The organism is Neisseria sp. MVDL19-042950, assembly GCF_030504625.1.
GTDB lineage: Bacteria > Pseudomonadota > Gammaproteobacteria > Burkholderiales > Neisseriaceae > Neisseria.
In genome coordinates this window covers 14,795-32,733 of record NZ_JAUKWH010000006.1, presented here as the reverse complement: position 1 = coordinate 32,733, position 17,939 = coordinate 14,795, and the positions used below count along the sequence as shown (strand labels likewise).

General features: G+C 47.5%; 21 protein-coding genes. 4 read left to right on the top strand and 17 right to left on the bottom strand.

Annotated features, from left to right (window positions below):
* The first annotated feature begins 62 nt into the window (after positions 1-62).
* On the top strand, positions 63-1,868 hold the full coding sequence (locus Q0X97_RS06710) for a DUF294 nucleotidyltransferase-like domain-containing protein (protein ID WP_302067239.1): 1,806 nt from the start codon (positions 63-65) through the stop codon (positions 1,866-1,868).
* A 9-nt stretch (positions 1,869-1,877) separates the two neighbouring features.
* The gene (locus Q0X97_RS06705) at positions 1,878-2,495 is read left to right on the top strand and encodes a 3'-5' exonuclease (protein ID WP_302067240.1); all 618 of its coding nucleotides are present in this window, start codon (positions 1,878-1,880) and stop codon (positions 2,493-2,495) included.
* Between the two features lie 125 nt (positions 2,496-2,620).
* Here Q0X97_RS06705 and plsX read toward each other — a convergent pair whose 3' ends face one another.
* From plsX to Q0X97_RS06685, 4 genes are all read right to left on the bottom strand, one after another.
* The gene (gene plsX / locus Q0X97_RS06700) at positions 2,621-3,685 is read right to left on the bottom strand and encodes a phosphate acyltransferase PlsX (RefSeq protein WP_302067241.1); all 1,065 of its coding nucleotides are present in this window, start codon (positions 3,683-3,685) and stop codon (positions 2,621-2,623) included.
* Positions 3,686-3,938: 253 nt separating this feature from the next.
* Positions 3,939-4,466, bottom strand: a complete 528-nt coding sequence (locus Q0X97_RS06695) for a phosphoribosyltransferase (protein WP_302067242.1) — start codon at positions 4,464-4,466, stop codon at positions 3,939-3,941.
* A gap of 139 nt (positions 4,467-4,605) precedes the next feature.
* Positions 4,606-4,785, bottom strand: a complete 180-nt coding sequence (rpmF, locus tag Q0X97_RS06690) for a 50S ribosomal protein L32 (RefSeq protein WP_004283533.1) — start codon at positions 4,783-4,785, stop codon at positions 4,606-4,608.
* A gap of 37 nt (positions 4,786-4,822) precedes the next feature.
* On the bottom strand, positions 4,823-5,326 hold the full coding sequence (locus Q0X97_RS06685; protein WP_302067244.1) for a DUF177 domain-containing protein: 504 nt from the start codon (positions 5,324-5,326) through the stop codon (positions 4,823-4,825).
* 51 nt (positions 5,327-5,377) lie between these two features.
* On the opposite strand from Q0X97_RS06685, the gene Q0X97_RS06680 reads away from it, so the two are divergent.
* Both Q0X97_RS06680 and Q0X97_RS06675 read left to right on the top strand, forming a co-directional pair.
* Positions 5,378-5,968 (top strand): nucleoside triphosphate pyrophosphatase, encoded by a 591-nt coding sequence (locus Q0X97_RS06680; protein WP_302067245.1) that lies wholly within the window; start codon positions 5,378-5,380, stop codon positions 5,966-5,968.
* Between the two features lie 145 nt (positions 5,969-6,113).
* Positions 6,114-6,824: an SAM-dependent methyltransferase gene (locus Q0X97_RS06675; RefSeq protein WP_302067246.1), complete on the top strand. Its 711-nt coding sequence runs from the start codon at positions 6,114-6,116 to the stop codon at positions 6,822-6,824.
* A 293-nt stretch (positions 6,825-7,117) separates the two neighbouring features.
* On the opposite strand, the gene Q0X97_RS06670 is transcribed toward Q0X97_RS06675, so the two are convergent.
* The 13 genes from Q0X97_RS06670 to Q0X97_RS06610 all read right to left on the bottom strand — a co-directional run bounded on the left by Q0X97_RS06670 (position 7,118) and on the right by Q0X97_RS06610 (position 17,642).
* On the bottom strand, positions 7,118-7,585 hold the full coding sequence (locus tag Q0X97_RS06670) for a chemotaxis protein CheX (protein ID WP_302067248.1): 468 nt from the start codon (positions 7,583-7,585) through the stop codon (positions 7,118-7,120).
* Position 7,586: 1 nt separating this feature from the next.
* The gene (locus Q0X97_RS06665; protein ID WP_302067249.1) at positions 7,587-7,952 is read right to left on the bottom strand and encodes a response regulator; all 366 of its coding nucleotides are present in this window, start codon (positions 7,950-7,952) and stop codon (positions 7,587-7,589) included.
* A gap of 32 nt (positions 7,953-7,984) precedes the next feature.
* Complete coding sequence (locus Q0X97_RS06660; RefSeq protein ID WP_302067250.1) at positions 7,985-10,198, bottom strand: ATP-binding protein; 2,214 nt, start codon at positions 10,196-10,198, stop codon at positions 7,985-7,987.
* 482 nt (positions 10,199-10,680) lie between these two features.
* Positions 10,681-10,836, bottom strand: coding sequence for a 50S ribosomal protein L33 (rpmG, locus tag Q0X97_RS06655; protein ID WP_003684373.1), 156 nt, complete (start codon positions 10,834-10,836; stop codon positions 10,681-10,683).
* A 31-nt stretch (positions 10,837-10,867) separates the two neighbouring features.
* The gene (gene rpmB, locus Q0X97_RS06650; protein ID WP_085389316.1) at positions 10,868-11,101 is read right to left on the bottom strand and encodes a 50S ribosomal protein L28; all 234 of its coding nucleotides are present in this window, start codon (positions 11,099-11,101) and stop codon (positions 10,868-10,870) included.
* A gap of 322 nt (positions 11,102-11,423) precedes the next feature.
* Positions 11,424-13,001 (bottom strand): bifunctional phosphoribosylaminoimidazolecarboxamide formyltransferase/IMP cyclohydrolase, encoded by a 1,578-nt coding sequence (gene purH, locus Q0X97_RS06645; protein ID WP_302067251.1) that lies wholly within the window; start codon positions 12,999-13,001, stop codon positions 11,424-11,426.
* A gap of 83 nt (positions 13,002-13,084) precedes the next feature.
* Positions 13,085-13,327, bottom strand: a complete 243-nt coding sequence (locus Q0X97_RS06640; RefSeq protein ID WP_085389582.1) for a Fis family transcriptional regulator — start codon at positions 13,325-13,327, stop codon at positions 13,085-13,087.
* A gap of 81 nt (positions 13,328-13,408) precedes the next feature.
* Positions 13,409-14,032, bottom strand: a complete 624-nt coding sequence (locus tag Q0X97_RS06635; protein ID WP_302067252.1) for a LysE family transporter — start codon at positions 14,030-14,032, stop codon at positions 13,409-13,411.
* Positions 14,033-14,174: 142 nt separating this feature from the next.
* Complete coding sequence (gene dusB / locus Q0X97_RS06630; protein WP_302067254.1) at positions 14,175-15,173, bottom strand: tRNA dihydrouridine synthase DusB; 999 nt, start codon at positions 15,171-15,173, stop codon at positions 14,175-14,177.
* A gap of 175 nt (positions 15,174-15,348) precedes the next feature.
* Positions 15,349-15,549, bottom strand: coding sequence for a hypothetical protein (locus Q0X97_RS06625; RefSeq protein WP_302067255.1), 201 nt, complete (start codon positions 15,547-15,549; stop codon positions 15,349-15,351).
* A gap of 12 nt (positions 15,550-15,561) precedes the next feature.
* Positions 15,562-16,866 (bottom strand): Xaa-Pro aminopeptidase, encoded by a 1,305-nt coding sequence (gene pepP / locus Q0X97_RS06620; RefSeq protein WP_302067256.1) that lies wholly within the window; start codon positions 16,864-16,866, stop codon positions 15,562-15,564.
* Positions 16,867-16,979: 113 nt separating this feature from the next.
* Positions 16,980-17,354, bottom strand: a complete 375-nt coding sequence (locus Q0X97_RS06615) for a VanZ family protein (RefSeq protein WP_302067257.1) — start codon at positions 17,352-17,354, stop codon at positions 16,980-16,982.
* Between the two features lie 66 nt (positions 17,355-17,420).
* Positions 17,421-17,642, bottom strand: a complete 222-nt coding sequence (locus tag Q0X97_RS06610; RefSeq protein ID WP_302067258.1) for a dioxygenase — start codon at positions 17,640-17,642, stop codon at positions 17,421-17,423.
* Between the last annotated feature and the right edge of the window lie 297 nt (positions 17,643-17,939).

The window sequence follows — 17,939 nt, the reverse complement described above, 5'->3', positions numbered from 1 at the left end:
CGTGGCATAATTGAACGAAAAATATAATTCTTTATAAAAAACAAATAACAAAGGAGAGAGATATGGACAGGTTCGATTTCGGCTACGCACCTTACGACAGCCTCAACCTCAACCAACGCCAAATTCTGCAACAATCAGTCGACATCGCTTTTTTCGACGACGACGAAACCATCATCCGCCCGCAACAGCCGATCGAGCATCTTTACGTTGTGATTAAAGGGTTAGTTAAAGAAATCGGCAGCGACGGAGAAGTGGTCGCACTTTACCACCCGCGCGATACTTTCGAAGCCCGTGCGTTGGTGGAAGGCACAAGCCAAAATCAGTTTGTGGTAGCGGAGCAGGCTTTGGTGTACACGATTCCCAAAACCGCCGTTACCGAAATCATGGAATCCAACGCCCAATTCGGCGCTTATTTTTATGCTTCGGTGGCGGAAAAATTTGCCAGCCTTTCCGGCAATAAAAACGAAGACGAGTTCGCCAGCCTCTTCACCGCCAAAGTGCGTGATGCCTACCGCCACAACACTGCTTGGCTTGACGGCTCCGCTACCATTCTCGAAGCCGCGCAAACCATGCGCGACAATAAAACCAAATCGTTGCTGGTACGCCATGAAGGGCGTATCGGCCTGTTTACCGAATCGGTATTCCGCAACATTGTGATAGCCGGTGCGCCAAGCGACGATCCCGCACATAAATGGGCCACATTCGACTTAATCTCGATAGACAGCGACGACTTCATATTCAACGCCTTATTGCGCATGACCCAGTTTCATATCCAACGCGTCATCGTGGAAGACAACGGCGAAGTTATCGGCGCATTGGAACAAATCGACATTCTCGCCTACGTATCCAACCACAGCCATCTGGTCGCACAACGGCTCGAACGCGCCCAAAGCATAGACGAATTGGTGGCCATCGCCGCGCAGATGAACGATTCGATTCAAGCCTTGCGCAAAAACGGCGTGCGCGCACCGCAGCTTGCACAGCTGATGCAGGTATTGAACAGCAGCCTGTTTGAAAAAGCATGGCGCATGATTGCCCCGCCTGAAATTTACGAACAATCCTGCTTGGTGGTTATGGGTTCGGAAGGACGCGGCGAACAAGTGTTGAAAACCGACCAAGACAACGCCCTGATTATGCGCGAAGGCATAGATACCGAAGCCGCCGCCCAAGCTGCCGGAGCATTTTCCGCCACGCTTGAGCGTTTAGGCTACCCGCCATGCAAAGGCCGCATCATGGTCAACAACCCCGAATGGTGCAAAACCCTGCCCGAATTCAAAAAAATGGTTGCAAGCTGGTGTGCCTCGCCCAGCCCCGCAACCATGATGAATCTGGCCATCTTTGTCGATGCCAAAGCGGTTGCCGGTAATGCTTCGCTGCTGGATGAAGTCAGAGCGCACCTGCGTAAACGGCTGAGCAACGATGTAGGCATGCTGATGACCTTCGCACGTGCGGTAGAACAGTTCGACAGCCACGGACAAGGTTTTTTCTCGCAACTGCTGCGCCGTGAAACCACCGAAAAAATGGACATCAAAAAAATGGGCCTCTTCCCCGTGGTGCACGGTGTACGCGCGTTAAGTTTGGAGGCAAGGCTTGATGAAACCAACACTTTCGAGCGCATTCAGAAACTGGTTCAACTCAAAGTATTAGACGAACAGCTCGGCAAAGACATCGCCGAAGCCCAGCGTTATTTGATGGAACTCCGCTTGAAAGCCGGCCTGCTCTCGCTGCATAACGGTCAGGTTAAAGAACCGAATCAGGTGGACGTGCACAGCCTGTCGACACTGGAACGCGATCTGCTCAAGGATGCCTTGCAAGTAGTGAAACGCTTCAAAAACGTTATCCGCCATCATTTCCATCTGAATACCTAGGAGGCGGAAATGAAATTTATCGAACACTTTCTGCGTGCACGGGAACGCAAAAAGCTGACCGATCCGCAATATGGTTTTCTGTATGAAGAACACCCCGACGAATTGGTCAGCTTCGATTGCGAAACCACCAGTTTGGATGTGAAAGAAGCCGAAATCATTTCCATCGGTGCCGTTAAAATTCGTGGCAATCGGGTGCTGACCAGCGATTCTTTTTATGTGCTGGTAAAACCCGAAGGCATGATGGAAGCCGCCAACGTAACCATCCACGGCCTGCGGCCGAAAGATTTGAGCGACGGCATTCCTGTTGAAGAGGCCCTGCGGCGTTTTCTCCATTTCATCGGCGGCAGACCGGTAGTCGGCTATTTTTTGGAATACGATGTAGCAATGGTCAATAAATTCATGAAACCCCTGTTGGGTGTTAAATTGCCAAACCGTCAGATTGAAGTGTCCAGCATCTATTACCGGCAGGAAATCGACAAGAAATTCTACGACAGCTATGTCGACTTGCGGATGACTCCGATGATTAGAAAGCTCGGCATTCCCGATTTGCCGCGCCATGATGCGTTAAACGATTCGATTAATGTCGCCATGATGTATCTGGCGCTACAAGCCCGAAGCAAACGCTAAACCCTTGTGCATCAATACCCCCTTATACTCAAGAGGCCGTCTGAAAACTTTTCAGACGGCCTCTGCCCTTAAATTCAGCTTCTTACCGAAAGCCTGCTGCTTCTTGGCAAGCCTTTTAAGAGAAACTATTCGATATTGTCGGCCATTACCGCCTGCTCGTTTTCCAGCCTTTTTTCAGCCAGTAACGCCAACTGCGAAGCGACACCCTGTTCGATTTTATCCAAACTGTCGGCGCGGGCTTCATGGTAAGCCTCTTCCAGCGCGTAAGCAAAACCCGTTGCGTCCGTACCGCCGTGGCTTTTTACCACAACTCCGCGCAATCCCAGAAAAATGGCTCCGTTGAAGCGGCGCGGATCGAATTTGTTTTTAAATCCTTTCAAAGCAGGAAAAGCCACCAATGCGGCAGCTTTGGTAAACAGGCTGGCCTTGAATTCGTGTTTGATTGCGCCGCCCAAAAACTTAACGGCACCTTCGATGGTTTTCAAAACAACATTGCCGACAAAACCGTCTGCCACAACCACATCCACTTCACCGCTGAAAACAGCATTGCCTTCCACGTTGCCCACGAAATTGAGGCTGCTGCTTTGCAGCAATTCAAACGCCTGCTTTATCGTTTCCGTGCCTTTAATCTCTTCCGTGCCGACATTCAGTAAACCGATACGCGGCCTGCCTTTTTCCGGATACAAGGCTTGGAACAATTCGCTGCCGATAACGGCGAACTGCATCAACTGGTCTGCCGAACAATCGACATTGGCACCCAAATCCAGCATCAGCGTCATGTGGTTATCGGCCGACGGCAGAAATTTGGCAATGGCAGGGCGTTCGATGCCCGGAATGGTTTTCAATACAAAACGTGCGGTTGCCATTAATGCACCGGTGTTACCGGCCGATACCGCCGCTTGCGCATTGCCCTCTTTCACTTGGTTGATGGCAACGCGCATTGATGAATCTTTTTTGTTTTTCAACGCCAACTGCGGCGGCTCGTCCATCGCCACAACTTGAGAGGCACGGCAAATATCGATTCGCTCCATCGGCGCATTAGCGGCCGTCAATGCTTCACGAACCAAAGCATCGTCCCCCACCATAATCAATCGGGCATCCGTACGCTGTTTGAGAAAAGCAACGGCACCAGGCACGGTTACGCTTAAACCGGCATCGCCCCCCATGGCATCTACGGCCAAAGTAATCATGAGTAATTCTCCGTATAACGGTTTCAGACGGCCTCTTCCAAATCTTAAGGCCGTCTGAAAACCGGCTCTTAAAGAACCGGCCGCAACCACACGGCAATGCCGCCGCGCGGTTGCATGTAATGCTTCAATACGCCGTCTGTTTTTTAAACCGAATACAACACTAGGCTTCGCTTTTTGTCCGGCGGATTTCAGACGGCCTCATCTCTATTATTTCTATTTAACAGGTCGCCAAAGACAACAGGCAAACGAACCGTCAATCACGGCTTTCTGCCGCCAAACGGTTATGTTCATCAATATCTTCCGCATCCCACGGATAGTTAATCCACCAGTCTTGCACGGTAACACCGCTGAAATACGGCATGCCTTCCGGCAATTTACCTGTTTTTTCTTTGATTTTTTCATGCAAAACAGCAATCCCGACCGTTCCGAAATTTTCCTTGGCAAATTCGTTCAAACAATACTCGAGAGTAACGCGGCTGTCGTCCACCTCATCTACTACCAATACGTTTTTACCGTGCAAGGCTTCCGGAATCGGATCAAGCCATTGGATTTTTTTAACACTATCCGTAGCCTTGCCTTGAAATTCACTGTCGTAATAAGCGGTGGTAACGGCATAAATCGGAATGCCAAGAAAACAACGTAATATACGTGCCGGAATAAAGCCGCCCCCGCCGATGGCGATCATCGCATCGTATTTCACATCCGATGCTTGAATTTTTTCGGCAAGTTTTTTAATTACACGGTGAATATCGTCGTAGGTGTACCAGATTTTCTTTTTCATATTCGGATACCGGCAAAACATCCGGCTGCATTTCAGACGGCATCTTTATACAACCGGCAGTCGATTAATGCAAAAAAGCCAGTAATTGCGGTTTTAAAGGCAATCTTCTGGCTTTCATCTTTATCAATCAGGCAAAAACTTATTCGCCTTTGGCTTTTACCACTTTACGGCCACGGTACATACCGTTGGGAGAAATGTGGTGCGGGCGGTGTACTTCGCCGGTTGCGCTGTCTACCGACAATGCAGGAGCGGTCAGGGCATCGTGTGAACGGTGCATACCGCGTTTAGAGGGAGATTTTTTATTTTGTTGAACGGCCATTTCAAGCTCCTAAAAATATATAAAACTGTAAAACCGGTTAGCGGCTGCTTTTCAGCCCTGCCAAAACGGCAAACGGATTGGGTTTGTCCTGATTTGTTTCATCCAGCACGGCATTAGCGCAATTCTCATGACGTGGAGAAAACGGCAGCGCCATCAGGATTTGGTCTTCCACCAACTCTCGCACGTTCAGCTCTTTTTCAATCAGCATGCCTTCGAGTTCTTCATCGGAAAGCATGGCTTCATCGAGGCTTTCTTCATCGTCAAACAAAACGATGCGACTTGTTTCATCCAACTCAAACGGCATCGGGTTGATGCAACGCTGGCAAAACAGCGGCAAAACACCTTTAACATTCAAGTCTAAAAACAAACGCTGCCAGCGGTCTCGCCCGCCTTGCAGCGTAAACGACACTTCGGCTTGCTTGTCGGCAAAATATTCGTGCGACCAAACGCGTTCGTCCAACTGGCTCAGCAAAAATTTGCCTTGCAAACTCTGCTTCTCTGCGGCGAAAGCTGCGGGGTCAATCAAATTAGGGTATGACATAAACGGGGTATGATATAATTTCAGCGGTTTAACGTCAATGTTTTTACACACATGAATACAAAACTGCCGCTTATTTTAGGCTCAAGCTCGATATTCCGCCAACAGCAGTTGCAGCGCTTGGGCTTGTCTTTTCAGACGGCCTCCCCTGATTTCGACGAAACCCCTCAAAACGGCGAATCTCCCGAAGCCACCGCTCTGCGTCTTGCCGCCGGCAAAGCCCGCTCTCTGGCAACAGCCTTTCCGCAAGCCTTAATCATCGGTGCAGATCAAGTAGCATGGTGCAATGGCAAGCAATTAGGCAAGCCGTTGAACGTCGCAAAAGCACAACAGATGCTGGCCGAACTCAGTGGTAAGCGTATCGAGTTTTACAGTGCCGTCGTGCTGCTGAATACACTTTCAGACGGCCTCCATACCCATGTTGATAAAACCGTTGTAACCATGCGGGAATTAAGCCCCGATCAAATCAACCGTTATCTTAAACGCGAATCGGATGCCGTGTACTGCGCCGGAGCAGCAAAAAGCGAGGGATTAGGTGCGGCCTTGCTCGAACGGATTGACAGCGTCGACCCGAATGCGCTCATTGGTCTGCCCATTTTCAAACTGATCGACTTTCTGAAAGCAGAAGGTGTGGAAATTTTATAAACCCTCCGGCTGGAAATCCGTGCAAAGTGCCTGAATGTGTATTCGATTCAATGCATACGGCACGAGGCACAACAATATGCTGCAAAGGGCATTTACATGAAAGTATGGCCGTCTGAAAACTTTATTCCATTAACCGGAAACAAAGATGAACCCGATTCTCTACTTAATCCCTACTCCGCTCGGCTCTTCGGACACTCCCTGCCTGCTGCCTCATGAGCAAACCCAAATTACCAGTTTGACAGACTTTGTCGTTGAAGCCGAAAAAACCGCTCGGGCCCACTTAAAGCACTTGGGCGTTACTACGCCTATCCGCGAACTGAACTTGCAAACGCTCAACGAGCATACCAACCCCAGCACCCTACCCGAACTATTGAAACCCTTACAAGAGGGTCGCAGTATGGGCTTGGTTAGCGAAGCAGGCTGCCCTGCTGTTGCGGATCCGGGAGCGGATTTAGTAGCCTTGGCGCATGCCAACGGTTTTGAAGTGCGTCCGCTGGTCGGCCCTTCCAGCTTGCTGTTGGCACTGATGGCTTCGGGAGCAAACGGACAGAATTTCGCCTTTAAAGGCTATCTGCCTGCCGATAAAACCGAGCGTATCGATACATTAAAAGCCTTGGAGCATCGTTCTCGCCAACATAACGAAACCCAGTTGTTCATCGAAACCCCTTACCGCAATGATGCCTTACTGAACGATGCCGTTGCTACGCTTAATCCGACCACACGCCTTTGTATTGCCTGTGATTTAACCCTGCCCTCACAAACCATTATCAGCAAAACCGTCAACGATTGGCGAAAATTATCGGGCTTACCGAATTTGAAAAAACGTCCGACTATTTTTGTACTGCATGCCGCATAGAGGCCGTCTGAAAACATGCTTCCGAAAATTTAGATATTGCTGTGAAAATTAAAATACCTACAAAGCGGCAGGCTGCCAGACAGCGCTGCCGTTATGGAACCATGCTCCAGCGTTGGTTTACGAAATTATTCTCTTTGAATCAAGGCAAAGCAACACAGTGAGAATTTTTCAGTTTTAATTTTATATCAATAAAAAAGCAAAAGATCGGCTCTAAATATTACACCTGAAACAGTTTAAATTCTGTTTAAATTAGGTGCAATACTTAGAGCCGATTCGTACAGCCCTTTTTAAAATCAACGCTTCTCGGCAGTATTTCGATATAAAGCTACAACAATAGCTGCTTGATGCTTTTTCCACTCCAGGGGAATAACGAATGATCTGCCATGACGAGGAAGCATAATTTCATCAGGAGCACCACGAATGACGATAGGCACGGAAATTTCAAATCTTTCGCCAAATTCACTACGTGCATTTCCCGCAATCGTATTGGCAACCTCACCTACCAAATCCATAACGTTTTCTTCAGAAATATCGCTTTCCCCCATCAACTCAAGCAAACGCCCTACCATGTTTTCCGGAGAAGTAAAATAAACAACCCCTTTATTACGACCCGAAATGGTAATCACCCCTGAATAATGCTGAGCCGCCGGCATAGTATTTTCAACAAGATAAGGCGTACCAACGAAAATTTCTTCGCCTGCAACTTGATTAAAATATTTTTGCACGCCTTCTAAAAACACCTGTAATTGTGTTTCTTTCATCTTACAATCCTTCTGACATTTCCTTTAATGCTTCAAACAAATCGTCGTCGGTAAAAGGTTTATAAAGAAATCCTCTCGCACCATATTCCAAAGCCTTAATACCCGTAGCTTTATCCGCAAGTGCGGAAATCACTAAAATATTGGCATTTTCGTCAATATCCATAATCTTTTGTATACAAGCGAGTCCATCCATTTCCGGCATTGTCAGATCCATAGTCACCAAGTTGGGACGCAATACATCATATAGCTGTACAGCATCTTTTCCATTGGCCGCCGTCGCCACTACTTCAAATTCCATACTCTCCGAACCGCGGGTAATACGTTTACGAATAACGTTGGAATCATCTACAACCATAACTGTGAGCATTATCTTTCCTCTAAGAAATCTAGTTTTAAATCTTATATTCGTTTGGGCACGGTTAATGTAACTCGTGTATACGAATTCACACGGGTTGCCAAGGCAACTTTCCCTTTCATTTGCTTAATGCGGTCACTGATAATATCCATACCTACGCCACGCCCCGCGTCTTGATTACTTCCTTCCATAGTGGAAAAACCATGTATAAATATTTTTTGAATCAGACTTCTGGTATCCAGTTTAGCAGCTTCTTCTTTGGAATACATACCCCGCTCAACCAACTTACTGCGAATAAGTTCGGTATTGATACCGGCACCGTCATCTTCGACAATCAACTCGATAGAATCACCAACCTCTTTCATTTCCATCCGAACATGCCCGGTAGACAATTTGTGTTTATTCAAACGTATTTCAGGCTTTTCAATACCATGTACGACTGCATTACGAAGTAATTGCACGGCCAACTCACGCAACTGGGTTTTAATGGTCATATTGATACTCATACTATCCATACCCAAACAGCTGAAATCAACACGCTTGCCACAACGCTCAGACAATTCTTCCGCATACTTCGTCAACTGACTCTTAGCCGGCTCTGGATTAGCTGCATGGCGGCTTGCAGCTATTGATCTGCCGACTCTGCCTGTATTTCCTTCTTGGCCGGAAATATGATTAATCCGCTTATTCAAATCTTCAATAGATTGCGTCAAGCTAAACAATTCTTCCAGAGAAACCGTTAATGTCAGGAAATCCTCACCATTAAGCGTTTTCTTATTCTGCAACTCTCTCAAACTGGTTTCCAAATTTTCTGCAATCGATACGAATCCATGTAAATTTAATGAACTTGCATCACCCTTTAAACCATGTACTTCTCGGAAAATCGTCCGCAGTTTGGCAAAGAAATCGGCCTGTACTTTCACAGGTTGCTTTAACACTTCATTAATATTGTTGTTACGCTTCTTGGTATTTTCAATAAAATCAGTCATCAATTGCGGATCTGCTTTCAAAATGAAAGTCAGCATTTCCATTTGTAAATCATTTTGCTCGCGTTCTTTGGTAATTTTTTCTTCAAGCAATACCGCATTGGTAACATCAGTCACGCTAACCAATACACGCACAATCTCTCCGCCATCATAAACTCGGTTGAATTTAAAATCCAAATAACGTTTTTCTTTCACCCCGGATTCGTTCATTACATTCATCGGGCTATGGATTAAAGGATTCAAACTGGCAATCAAACGCTCTTTTGTACGTGGATTATATAGTTGTTGGACAAAACTACCTGCTGTTTCCAGATCTTCCGGATTAGCCACCATATCAGACAGTACACTCAACATATTCTGCCCGCCAAGATTTTGCTTACCCCACAAACGCTCTAATTCGCTTGAATATTGTGAACCGATATTTAAATCTTTATCCAGTAGGAAAAGACCGCTATTAATAGTTTGCATGATTTCCGTGTTTTCACGTCGTGCAACGGCAGTAGCCAAATCCGCCTTGCCTAAACGACGCATAAAGAAACCGACGAAAAATAAGAAATAGAGAAGTGATAAAGCAATGCCTGAAATCTGAATCCACCGCAACAATGCCGTTTTTTCAGTAATATCTTCATTAAGACCAATGATAATCTCATCGATGCCTTCATAAAGCGCATCCTGATTATCGCTCGCAAATGTCGAAACCTTTCTGGCAAACTCTTTATTTTGATTTGAAGCAACAGAATATTTAATTGCATCTTCAATTAAAGAATTGTAGTCTCTCCAGATACTCTGTACCTTTTGCAAAGACTGCCGAGTATCCCCTACTTTCAGAGGAGCTACACTATCGAACCCATCAATGACATCATAAGCACCGCCTTTATCCAATACATTCAACAGGCTTTTAGCAGTTTTTTGATATTCGTCCAGCATTTTTTGTTTTTCGACCTGCGCTGCAATATATTCAGGATCATTGGTTGCTTCAACGTTGCCGTCTGCACCACTATTTACTTTTGCTTTGTCTGTCTCCGGAAGAGATTTTTCCATACTCAACAACTGCAATGATTGAGTAGTCGTTAACATGTCGTAAACGGTATCGCTCAACGTACCTGCCACATCGATTTGCAATTGGCTTCTTTGGATTTGCCCTGAAATCCGATAGCCTGCAAACATTAGACCCGAAACGAATAACAAAAATACTGCAATCGAAATAATCATATTCCGATAACGTTTAAATGAAAATTTTTGCTCATTGACTGTTTTTTGGGCGTTATCCATAAATCTTCCCCTACAAAACTTAAAAATGAGACCGTTACCGGCCAAGCAGCCTGTTACGACATCACATGAAAGGTCAAGAGATAGCTTTGTTTAATAATCATATTCCCCGTAAAGCTTCTCTTCTTAAATAGGGGGCTAATATACCAAACAATTTTACCGACTTCAGCAATGTCATTAAAATTATCTGACTGGGGTAAACTTCTAAAGTTCATACTCTTATTAGAATCAATAGTTTTCGTTGCAATGCATACTGAAATTTTTTTGTTGCAAAACACATACAATTGTTAACTATACTTAACAAAATTTACAATCTCAATCCATTCTATGCTATTTAAATAAAATCATAACCTTATCAAATATTCCATATGGATTGGAAAGTTTTAATAATGAATTTTGTCAATTTAGTTCCTTTTGCTTCTTGCAAAATGAAAAAAAGCCTTTGCATGAACAAAGGCTTTTTTATGTTTAGAAACAAAACTGCTTTATTTCAATTTGGTTTCTTTGTAAATAACGTGTTTTCGGGCTACGGGATCAAATTTTTTGATCTCCAGTTTGCCAGGCATAGTACGTTTGTTTTTGGTAGTGGTGTAGAAATGACCAGTACCGGCAGATGATTCCAATTTGATTTTATCGCGCATTGCAGTATTCCTTAATCAAAATACATTTAAATTAAGCTTCGCCGCGAGCACGCAAATCAGCCAAAACGGCATCAATGCCTACTTTGTCGATAGTACGCAACGCAGCGCTTGATACGCGCAGGCGAACCCAGCGGTTTTCACTCTCTACCCAAAAACGACGTGATTGCAAGTTAGGCAAAAAACGACGTTTGGTTTTGTTGTTGGCGTGTGATACGTTATTGCCAGACATCGGGCGTTTACCGGTCACTTTGCAAACTCGTGCCATGGTTAGTCTCCAAACTTCTAAAATAGTAAAACGCGATTTATACCATAAAAAGCGGTTTCTGTTCAAGCTCGTTTTTGAAACGGTTACGCTTTTACGATAACAATATATAAAAATGTTGTTTCTCTAAAACATAGAACGGCAACATTCCGAATGATAATATGTAAAACAAGTCGTGATGCGTAAGCGGAGCATTTATTGATCAATTGAACCGATACATAAGGCTCTGTATGCTTTATAAAATGATTCGGCTTATCGGCATACGCAAGCTTTACCATAGGCCGTCTGAAAATAGTTTTCAGACGGCCTATGGTGTTTCTAAACATCAATGGCGGAAGTGGCGGATTCCGGTCAATACCATTGCAATATCATGCTCATCTGCAGCGGCAAAAACTTCTTCATCACGCCTTGAGCCGCCCGGATGAATAATGGCTTTAATGCCTTGCTCGGCAATGACATCGATACCATCGCGGAAAGGGAAGAAGGCATCGGATGCGGCACAGGCACCGTTTAGGTCGAAACCGCCGTCTTGGGCTTTACGCGCGGCAATACGGGTCGAATCGACACGACTCATCTGGCCCGCGCCGATGCCATAGGTTTGACCGCCTTTGCCGAATACAATGGCGTTGGATTTGACGAATTTGGCCACATTCCACACAAACATCAAATCTTGCCATTCCTGCTCGGTAGGCTGGCGCTTCGATACCACTTTTAAATCTTCGCGCTTGATGCGGTGGATATCGGGTGTTTGCACCAGAAGCCCTCCGCCGACACGTTTCAGCTCGAAGCGGTTGGCTCCGGCCAAAAGAGGCACTTCCAACACGCGCACGTTTTTCTTGGCTGCGATGATTTCTTTCGCTTTATCAGTAAATTTAGGTGCCATCAACACTTCGAGGAACTGGCCGGTAACGGCTTCCACCGTATCGGCATCCACTTCCCGATTGAACGCGATAATGCCACCGAATGCGCTGGTAGTATCGGTGGCAAACGCTAATTTGTAAGCAGTTAGCGTATCATTTGCCACGGCCACTCCGCACGGATTGGCGTGTTTCACAATCACGCAGGCGGGTTGGTCGAATGCTTTTACGGCCTCCCAAGCGGCATCTGCGTCGGCGATGTTATTGTATGACAATTCTTTTCCCTGCAACTGGCTGTATGCGGAAAGGCTGCCGGCAGCGGGATAAAGGTCGCGGTAAAACGCAGCCTGCTGGTGCGGGTTTTCACCGTAGCGCATTTCCTGCACTTTAACCCAACTTTGGTTGATTTGGTTCGGAAACTCGTTTACTTCCGGCTCGCCGCAAAGTTTTTCATCCGACACGCTGGTTAAGTAGTTGGAAATCATGCCGTCGTATTGGGCGGTGTGGCTGAATGCTTTGCAAGAGAGGTTGAAACGGGTTTTGTCGCTCAATATTCCGCTGTTGCTTTGCAGCTCTTCAACCACTTTGTCGAAGTCGCCGTTATCGGTAACGATGGCGACATGTTTCCAGTTTTTGGCAGCGGAACGCACCATAGTGGGGCCGCCGATATCGATGTTTTCAATTGCATCTTCCAAGATGCAGCCCGGTTTGGCGATGGTGGCGGCAAAAGGATAAAGATTCACGCATACCAAGTCGATGGTATCGATACCGTGTTCTTTCATTTTGGCAACGTGTTCGTCTAAATCGCGGCGGCCCAGAATACCGCCGTGGATTTTCGGATGCAGTGTTTTCACGCGGCCGTCGAGCATTTCGGGGAAGCCGGTATAGTCGGCCACTTCGATAACCGGCACACCGGCATCGGCCAGCATTTTGGCAGTACCGCCGGTAGACAGAATTTCAACGCCCAGCCTAGTTAAAGCTTGGGCAAATTCAACAACACCTGTTTTGTCAGACAAACTGATCAACGCTCTTTTTACTGCTGCCATGTTTCCATTTCCTTTTGACTAGGCAATATAAAAAATTAAAAGCAGGCCGGTTTCTTGGTAGAAACCCTCCTGCCTATCGGACATTATTCGATTAACCCGTGCTGCAACAGTTTTTTCCGTAAAGTGTTACGGTTCAACCCCAGCATAACCGCTGCCTTCGACTGGTTGCCGCCGCATTCCGACATCACGCATTCCAACAGCGGCTTTTCCACTTGATGCAACACCATATCGTAGACCGCACAAGGTACTTCTCCGTTTAAATCTCTAAAATACTGCTTTAAATTTTGCTCGATGCAATGAGCAATATCGGGAATATTGTTTTTCATAACAGCTTCTTTATTATTGATTATTGCAAACAGGCTTTTCAGACGGCCTCTCAGATGCACAGGCCGTCTGAAACGACTTCATCAACGGCCGGCAATCACTTTTACACCCAGTAACACCAGCAGGCCACCGCATAGACGGTCTATCCAATGCCCGACACGCCGGAAACGGTGGTTAACCGCGGGCATGGAGAGCATACAGGAAACAGCGGCAAACCATAAAAACAGGATAACCGCCATCCATGCGCCGTAAACAGCAAGTTGCCATGCGGGCATATCGGGAGAAAGCACAACGGTAAACAATGAAAGCATAAATACGACGGCTTTCGGATTCAGCACGTTACATAAGAAACCGCGCCGTATGGTTTTGAATGCGGGCTCGGCGGCCAAAGCCATCCGCCCGATTTCCGTAGCGGTTTGCGCTTGCGCGCGCAAGCCTTTGATACCGATGTAAATCAGGTAGGATCCGCCGATGATTTTTACCGCCAACAATAGATTTTCCGAATGAGCGACAACCGCAGCCAACCCCAACACCGAGTAAACCACATGTACGCCGAATCCCAGCGCAATGCCCAAACTGGTAAGAATGCCGGCAGAACGGTTGCGGCATAGCGATTGCTGCGACACCAAGACAAAATCAGGCCCGGGCGAAGCCACCGCCAGCAGATGGATGCCGGTAATCACCCAAAAGCCCTGCCAAAAATCCATGATGTTTCTCCTTGGTTTATTTTTATTTTTGCTTTTTATTATGCCCGAACAACGGCACCGCTTTTTCTTTCCGAACAAGCCGTTCCAAATCTGCCGTTCTGCATGCCGCCACACTCTCGGCCGAACCTGTTTTCAGACGGCCTCAACGGTAACCGCACACCCAACGGTCTGTTTTTTCCTGCAGCTTTTCCAAATACAGAGCCAATGCATCGTATTGTTCTGCCGCACCGTCCAAACGGTTGATTTCACGGCGGGCGGCTTCTCCGTCGGGCATTTCGTCTATATACCACCCGATATGCTTGCGGGCGATGCGCACACCTGCGGTTTCGCCGTAAAAATCGTGCATGGCCCGAAGATGTTGCAGCACGGTTTCGCTGCATTCCGCCACACTTAACGGTTCGGGGAAGCTGCCGTGCTCCGCATAATGTTTCAAATCGCGAAACAGCCACGGCCTGCCTTGCGCACCCCGCCCTATCATCACGCCGTCCGCTCCGGTTTGTTTTAAGACGGCCTCGGCTTTCTGCGGGCTGGCAATATCGCCGTTTACCCATAAAGGTATGTTCAGACGGCCTTTCACTTCGGCAATCAAATCATAGCTGGCTTCGCCCTTATACATCTGCGTGCGCGTACGCCCGTGTACGGCAAGTGCGGCTATGCCGGCATCTTCGGCGATACGGGCGACGGCTAAAACATTTTTATGCTCGTCGTGCCAGCCTAAACGGGTTTTCAGCGTTACCGGCACATCGACGGCACCGACCACGGCATTCAGGATATCGGCCACCAACAGCTCGTTTTGCAGTAAGGCACTGCCTGCCAACACGTTGCACACCTTCTTTGCCGGACAACCCATATTGATATCGATTACCTGCGCACCTTGTTCGACATTGTAACGCGCCGCATCCGCCATTTGTATCGGATCGCTGCCGGCAATCTGCACAGCGACAACGCCGTTTTCTCCGCTGAAATCGCTGCGGCGCAGGGTTTTGCGCGTGTTCCTGAGCGTCGGGTCGCTGGTCAGCATTTCGCCTACCGCCCAACCTGCCCCGAAATCCCTGCAAAGCCTGCGGAACGGTTTGTCGGTAATGCCGGCCATCGGCGCCAATGCGATGGGGTTGTCGATAAAATATGCGCCGATATACATAGAAAAATGTTCAGGAAGAAATTTTGAGATTGTACATTTTTTAAGCAGGTTTTCCAATCGGAAATTACCCTACGGCAGGTAAATTTTGGCGGAGCGGAAAAGCAGATGCCCGTAAGATAAGGCCGTCTGAAAACGTTTTCAGACGGCCTGAGTGCAGCTTAACAATAAACCGCCCTCAGCGTCCGAACAATTCGGCAACCATTTTCACCTGCTCTTCGGTATAAGCCTGCCCGCCTATTTTTGCGGCCACGGCAAACTCGCCGCTCAAGCCTTTCGCCGTACAAACCTCCTGCCAACCTTGCAGACGTTCTTCGTCCGTACGTTCGTTTTTCAGACGGCGTATGGTTTGTACGGTTTCTTTAGTTTGCCGGTTCATACTCCCTCCCGTTCAACCGCGCATGATTTCTTCAATTTCGGCAACTTCTTTCGGTACGGTAACCGTATAAACTTCGCAGCCGTTTGCCGTTACGCAAACATTGTCTTCAATGCGGATGCCGATATTATGGAACGCTTCCGGCACATCAGCGGCGGCATTCACATAAATTCCGGGTTCGATGGTGGTGCACATACCCGGCTTCAGCAATACGGGCTGGCCGTTGAACCAGCGGCCTCCGACATCATGCACATCCAAACCCACCCAATGCCCCAAACCGTGCATGTAAAAACGTTGGTAGGCATTCGATTCGATATTGCCCTCCACCGAACCTTGCAACAGTTTGAGATCCACCATGCCCTGCACCAAAATGCCCAAAGCGTTGCGGTGAATATCCGCCCAGTTGGTTCCGGGTTTAACCGCATCAATCGCGGTTTTGTTTGCCGCCAGCACCACTTCGTAAAGATCTTTTTGGGCGGCGTTGAATTTGCCGTTCACCGGAAACGTACGGGTAATATCGCCCGCATAGCCCTGATATTCGGCCCCCGCGTCAATCAGCAGCAAATCACCGTCTCTCAGCAAATCTTTATTTTCGACATAGTGCAGGCAGCAGGCATTTTTTCCGCCGGCAACAATAGTGTTATAGGAAGGGAAACGTGCGCCGTGGCGCATAAATTCATGCAATATTTCCGCCTCGATCTGCAATTCACCCATGCCCGGCCGGGTTTTCTGCATGGCTCGGATATGCGCCAGCGCGCTGATTTCTCCCGCTTTCCTTAATAAATCGATTTCGCTGTCGTCTTTGATTAAGCGCATCGCATCCAGCAACACCGACAAATCGGCAAGCGTGTCGGGCGCATAAGTATTGGCCTGAATACGCTGCCCCGCCCCTTGCCGAACGCGGCTCCAATGCTGCATCAGCACGCAGTCTTGTTCGGAATATTGCCCCCACAGCGCATATAAGCGGCGCTTGTTGGTAAGGGCTTCGGAAATATGGTTGCACCATTCGTCGATGCTGTGGGCCGCATCAAAACCGAAAACCTCACGTGCCGCTTCCGGGCCGTAGCGGAAACCGTCCCACGTTTCGCGTAACGGATCTTTATCGCGGCAATAGAGCGTACTTGTTTGCGCCGTGCCGTCGAGCACCAACGCGGCTTTGGTTTCAGGAAAGCCGGTAAGGTAATGGAAATAACTGTCTTGGCGAAAAGGGAACGAAGTATCGTTGCTGCGACGCTGCTCAGGTGCTGAAAACAGCACGGCAATGCTGTCGCGGCCGATTTGTTGCAGTAATTTGGCACGGCGTTCGGCAAAAGGTTTCATAACATGATTCTTTCTTATCCAACATAATATAAATAGAAACAGCAGAGGCCGTCTGAAAACATTTGCTCGGCAAAAACTGCACCACGCTTGTTTTCAGACGGCCTGAAGCCTCTTTATGATGATTCCGGCTTATTTGCACCCACTTTCCGCGCCAACCACAAGGCCGTTGCCGCTCCGGCGATATCAGCCAAAGCATCGGCTGCGCTGCCCTCGCGGGTTTGGGTAAACATCGCCTGCGCCGCCTCGCTTGCCACAGCCAGCAAAGCGGCAACAACCAGCAATGCAATATAAGGAATCGGTCGGCGTTCACTCATAAAGGCTTTGGCACACAACCAGATTTGGGCAAAAAACAAAGCGAAATGCGCCGCTTTATCAAAATGTGCAAACGGCGGTACGGAGCCGTCAGCCTCTCGGAATATCAAAAAATATACCCCCGCCGCAAACCACAGCAATGCAAACAGAGAAAATTTATTGGCGGGAATGTTCATAAGCGGCAAATACCATTAGTCAGTATTAAAAACAGCAAACCGGATAAAATCTTGCAAAAGCACCGCTTATCCGATGTCTGCGTCTTCCCCCTCCTCTTCCAACCAAGTTTGGCAAATCTCGGCCAAACGCACAAATTTACCTTCGCGCCGGCGCAGGATATCGCGCCACTTTGCCACTTCCTCCGCACTCGGAGCTTCGTCGATGCTACATTCATGCAGGAAAAAATCCAATGTTTCGGCAACAATGGCGGGCGATTCGGTTTCAATTAATTCTGTAAGTGCCGACATAACAAATAAGGCCGTCTGAAAAACATTATGTATTTTAACGTGTTTGAAAGGCTTGATATAGCCCGAACAGAACGCATGGAAAAATGTTGTTTATCGAACATTGCACCAACCTGCCACTAAGTAATTAGACAACAATTTTGCGCAAAAAAATCGGCCCATTAAAGGCCGTCTGAAACAATACAACTTAGAGGATAAATCGGAAAATATCGGAAAAAAAATGCACACATTCCGTAGAATGTGTGCCAAGTCTACAAAGGAGAAATAGAGGAGAAACTATTAACTGACTACTCGAACCAG

What these genes read in the sequence shown, in the direction of transcription:
- Q0X97_RS06710 (WP_302067239.1), top strand. Translation starts at nt 63, where the DNA reads ATGGACAGGTTCGATTTCGGCTACGCACCTTACGACAGCCTCAACCTC.
- Q0X97_RS06705 (WP_302067240.1), top strand. Translation starts at nt 1,878, where the DNA reads ATGAAATTTATCGAACACTTTCTGCGTGCACGGGAACGCAAAAAGCTG.
- plsX (WP_302067241.1), bottom strand. Translation starts at nt 3,685, where the DNA reads ATGATTACTTTGGCCGTAGATGCCATGGGGGGCGATGCCGGTTTAAGC.
- Q0X97_RS06695 (WP_302067242.1), bottom strand. Translation starts at nt 4,466, where the DNA reads ATGAAAAAGAAAATCTGGTACACCTACGACGATATTCACCGTGTAATT.
- rpmF (WP_004283533.1), bottom strand. Translation starts at nt 4,785, where the DNA reads ATGGCCGTTCAACAAAATAAAAAATCTCCCTCTAAACGCGGTATGCAC.
- Q0X97_RS06685 (WP_302067244.1), bottom strand. Translation starts at nt 5,326, where the DNA reads ATGTCATACCCTAATTTGATTGACCCCGCAGCTTTCGCCGCAGAGAAG.
- Q0X97_RS06680 (WP_302067245.1), top strand. Translation starts at nt 5,378, where the DNA reads ATGAATACAAAACTGCCGCTTATTTTAGGCTCAAGCTCGATATTCCGC.
- Q0X97_RS06675 (WP_302067246.1), top strand. Translation starts at nt 6,114, where the DNA reads ATGAACCCGATTCTCTACTTAATCCCTACTCCGCTCGGCTCTTCGGAC.
- Q0X97_RS06670 (WP_302067248.1), bottom strand. Translation starts at nt 7,585, where the DNA reads ATGAAAGAAACACAATTACAGGTGTTTTTAGAAGGCGTGCAAAAATAT.
- Q0X97_RS06665 (WP_302067249.1), bottom strand. Translation starts at nt 7,952, where the DNA reads ATGCTCACAGTTATGGTTGTAGATGATTCCAACGTTATTCGTAAACGT.
- Q0X97_RS06660 (WP_302067250.1), bottom strand. Translation starts at nt 10,198, where the DNA reads ATGGATAACGCCCAAAAAACAGTCAATGAGCAAAAATTTTCATTTAAA.
- rpmG (WP_003684373.1), bottom strand. Translation starts at nt 10,836, where the DNA reads ATGCGCGATAAAATCAAATTGGAATCATCTGCCGGTACTGGTCATTTC.
- rpmB (WP_085389316.1), bottom strand. Translation starts at nt 11,101, where the DNA reads ATGGCACGAGTTTGCAAAGTGACCGGTAAACGCCCGATGTCTGGCAAT.
- purH (WP_302067251.1), bottom strand. Translation starts at nt 13,001, where the DNA reads ATGGCAGCAGTAAAAAGAGCGTTGATCAGTTTGTCTGACAAAACAGGT.
- Q0X97_RS06640 (WP_085389582.1), bottom strand. Translation starts at nt 13,327, where the DNA reads ATGAAAAACAATATTCCCGATATTGCTCATTGCATCGAGCAAAATTTA.
- Q0X97_RS06635 (WP_302067252.1), bottom strand. Translation starts at nt 14,032, where the DNA reads ATGGATTTTTGGCAGGGCTTTTGGGTGATTACCGGCATCCATCTGCTG.
- dusB (WP_302067254.1), bottom strand. Translation starts at nt 15,173, where the DNA reads ATGTATATCGGCGCATATTTTATCGACAACCCCATCGCATTGGCGCCG.
- Q0X97_RS06625 (WP_302067255.1), bottom strand. Translation starts at nt 15,549, where the DNA reads ATGAACCGGCAAACTAAAGAAACCGTACAAACCATACGCCGTCTGAAA.
- pepP (WP_302067256.1), bottom strand. Translation starts at nt 16,866, where the DNA reads ATGAAACCTTTTGCCGAACGCCGTGCCAAATTACTGCAACAAATCGGC.
- Q0X97_RS06615 (WP_302067257.1), bottom strand. Translation starts at nt 17,354, where the DNA reads ATGAACATTCCCGCCAATAAATTTTCTCTGTTTGCATTGCTGTGGTTT.
- Q0X97_RS06610 (WP_302067258.1), bottom strand. Translation starts at nt 17,642, where the DNA reads ATGTCGGCACTTACAGAATTAATTGAAACCGAATCGCCCGCCATTGTT.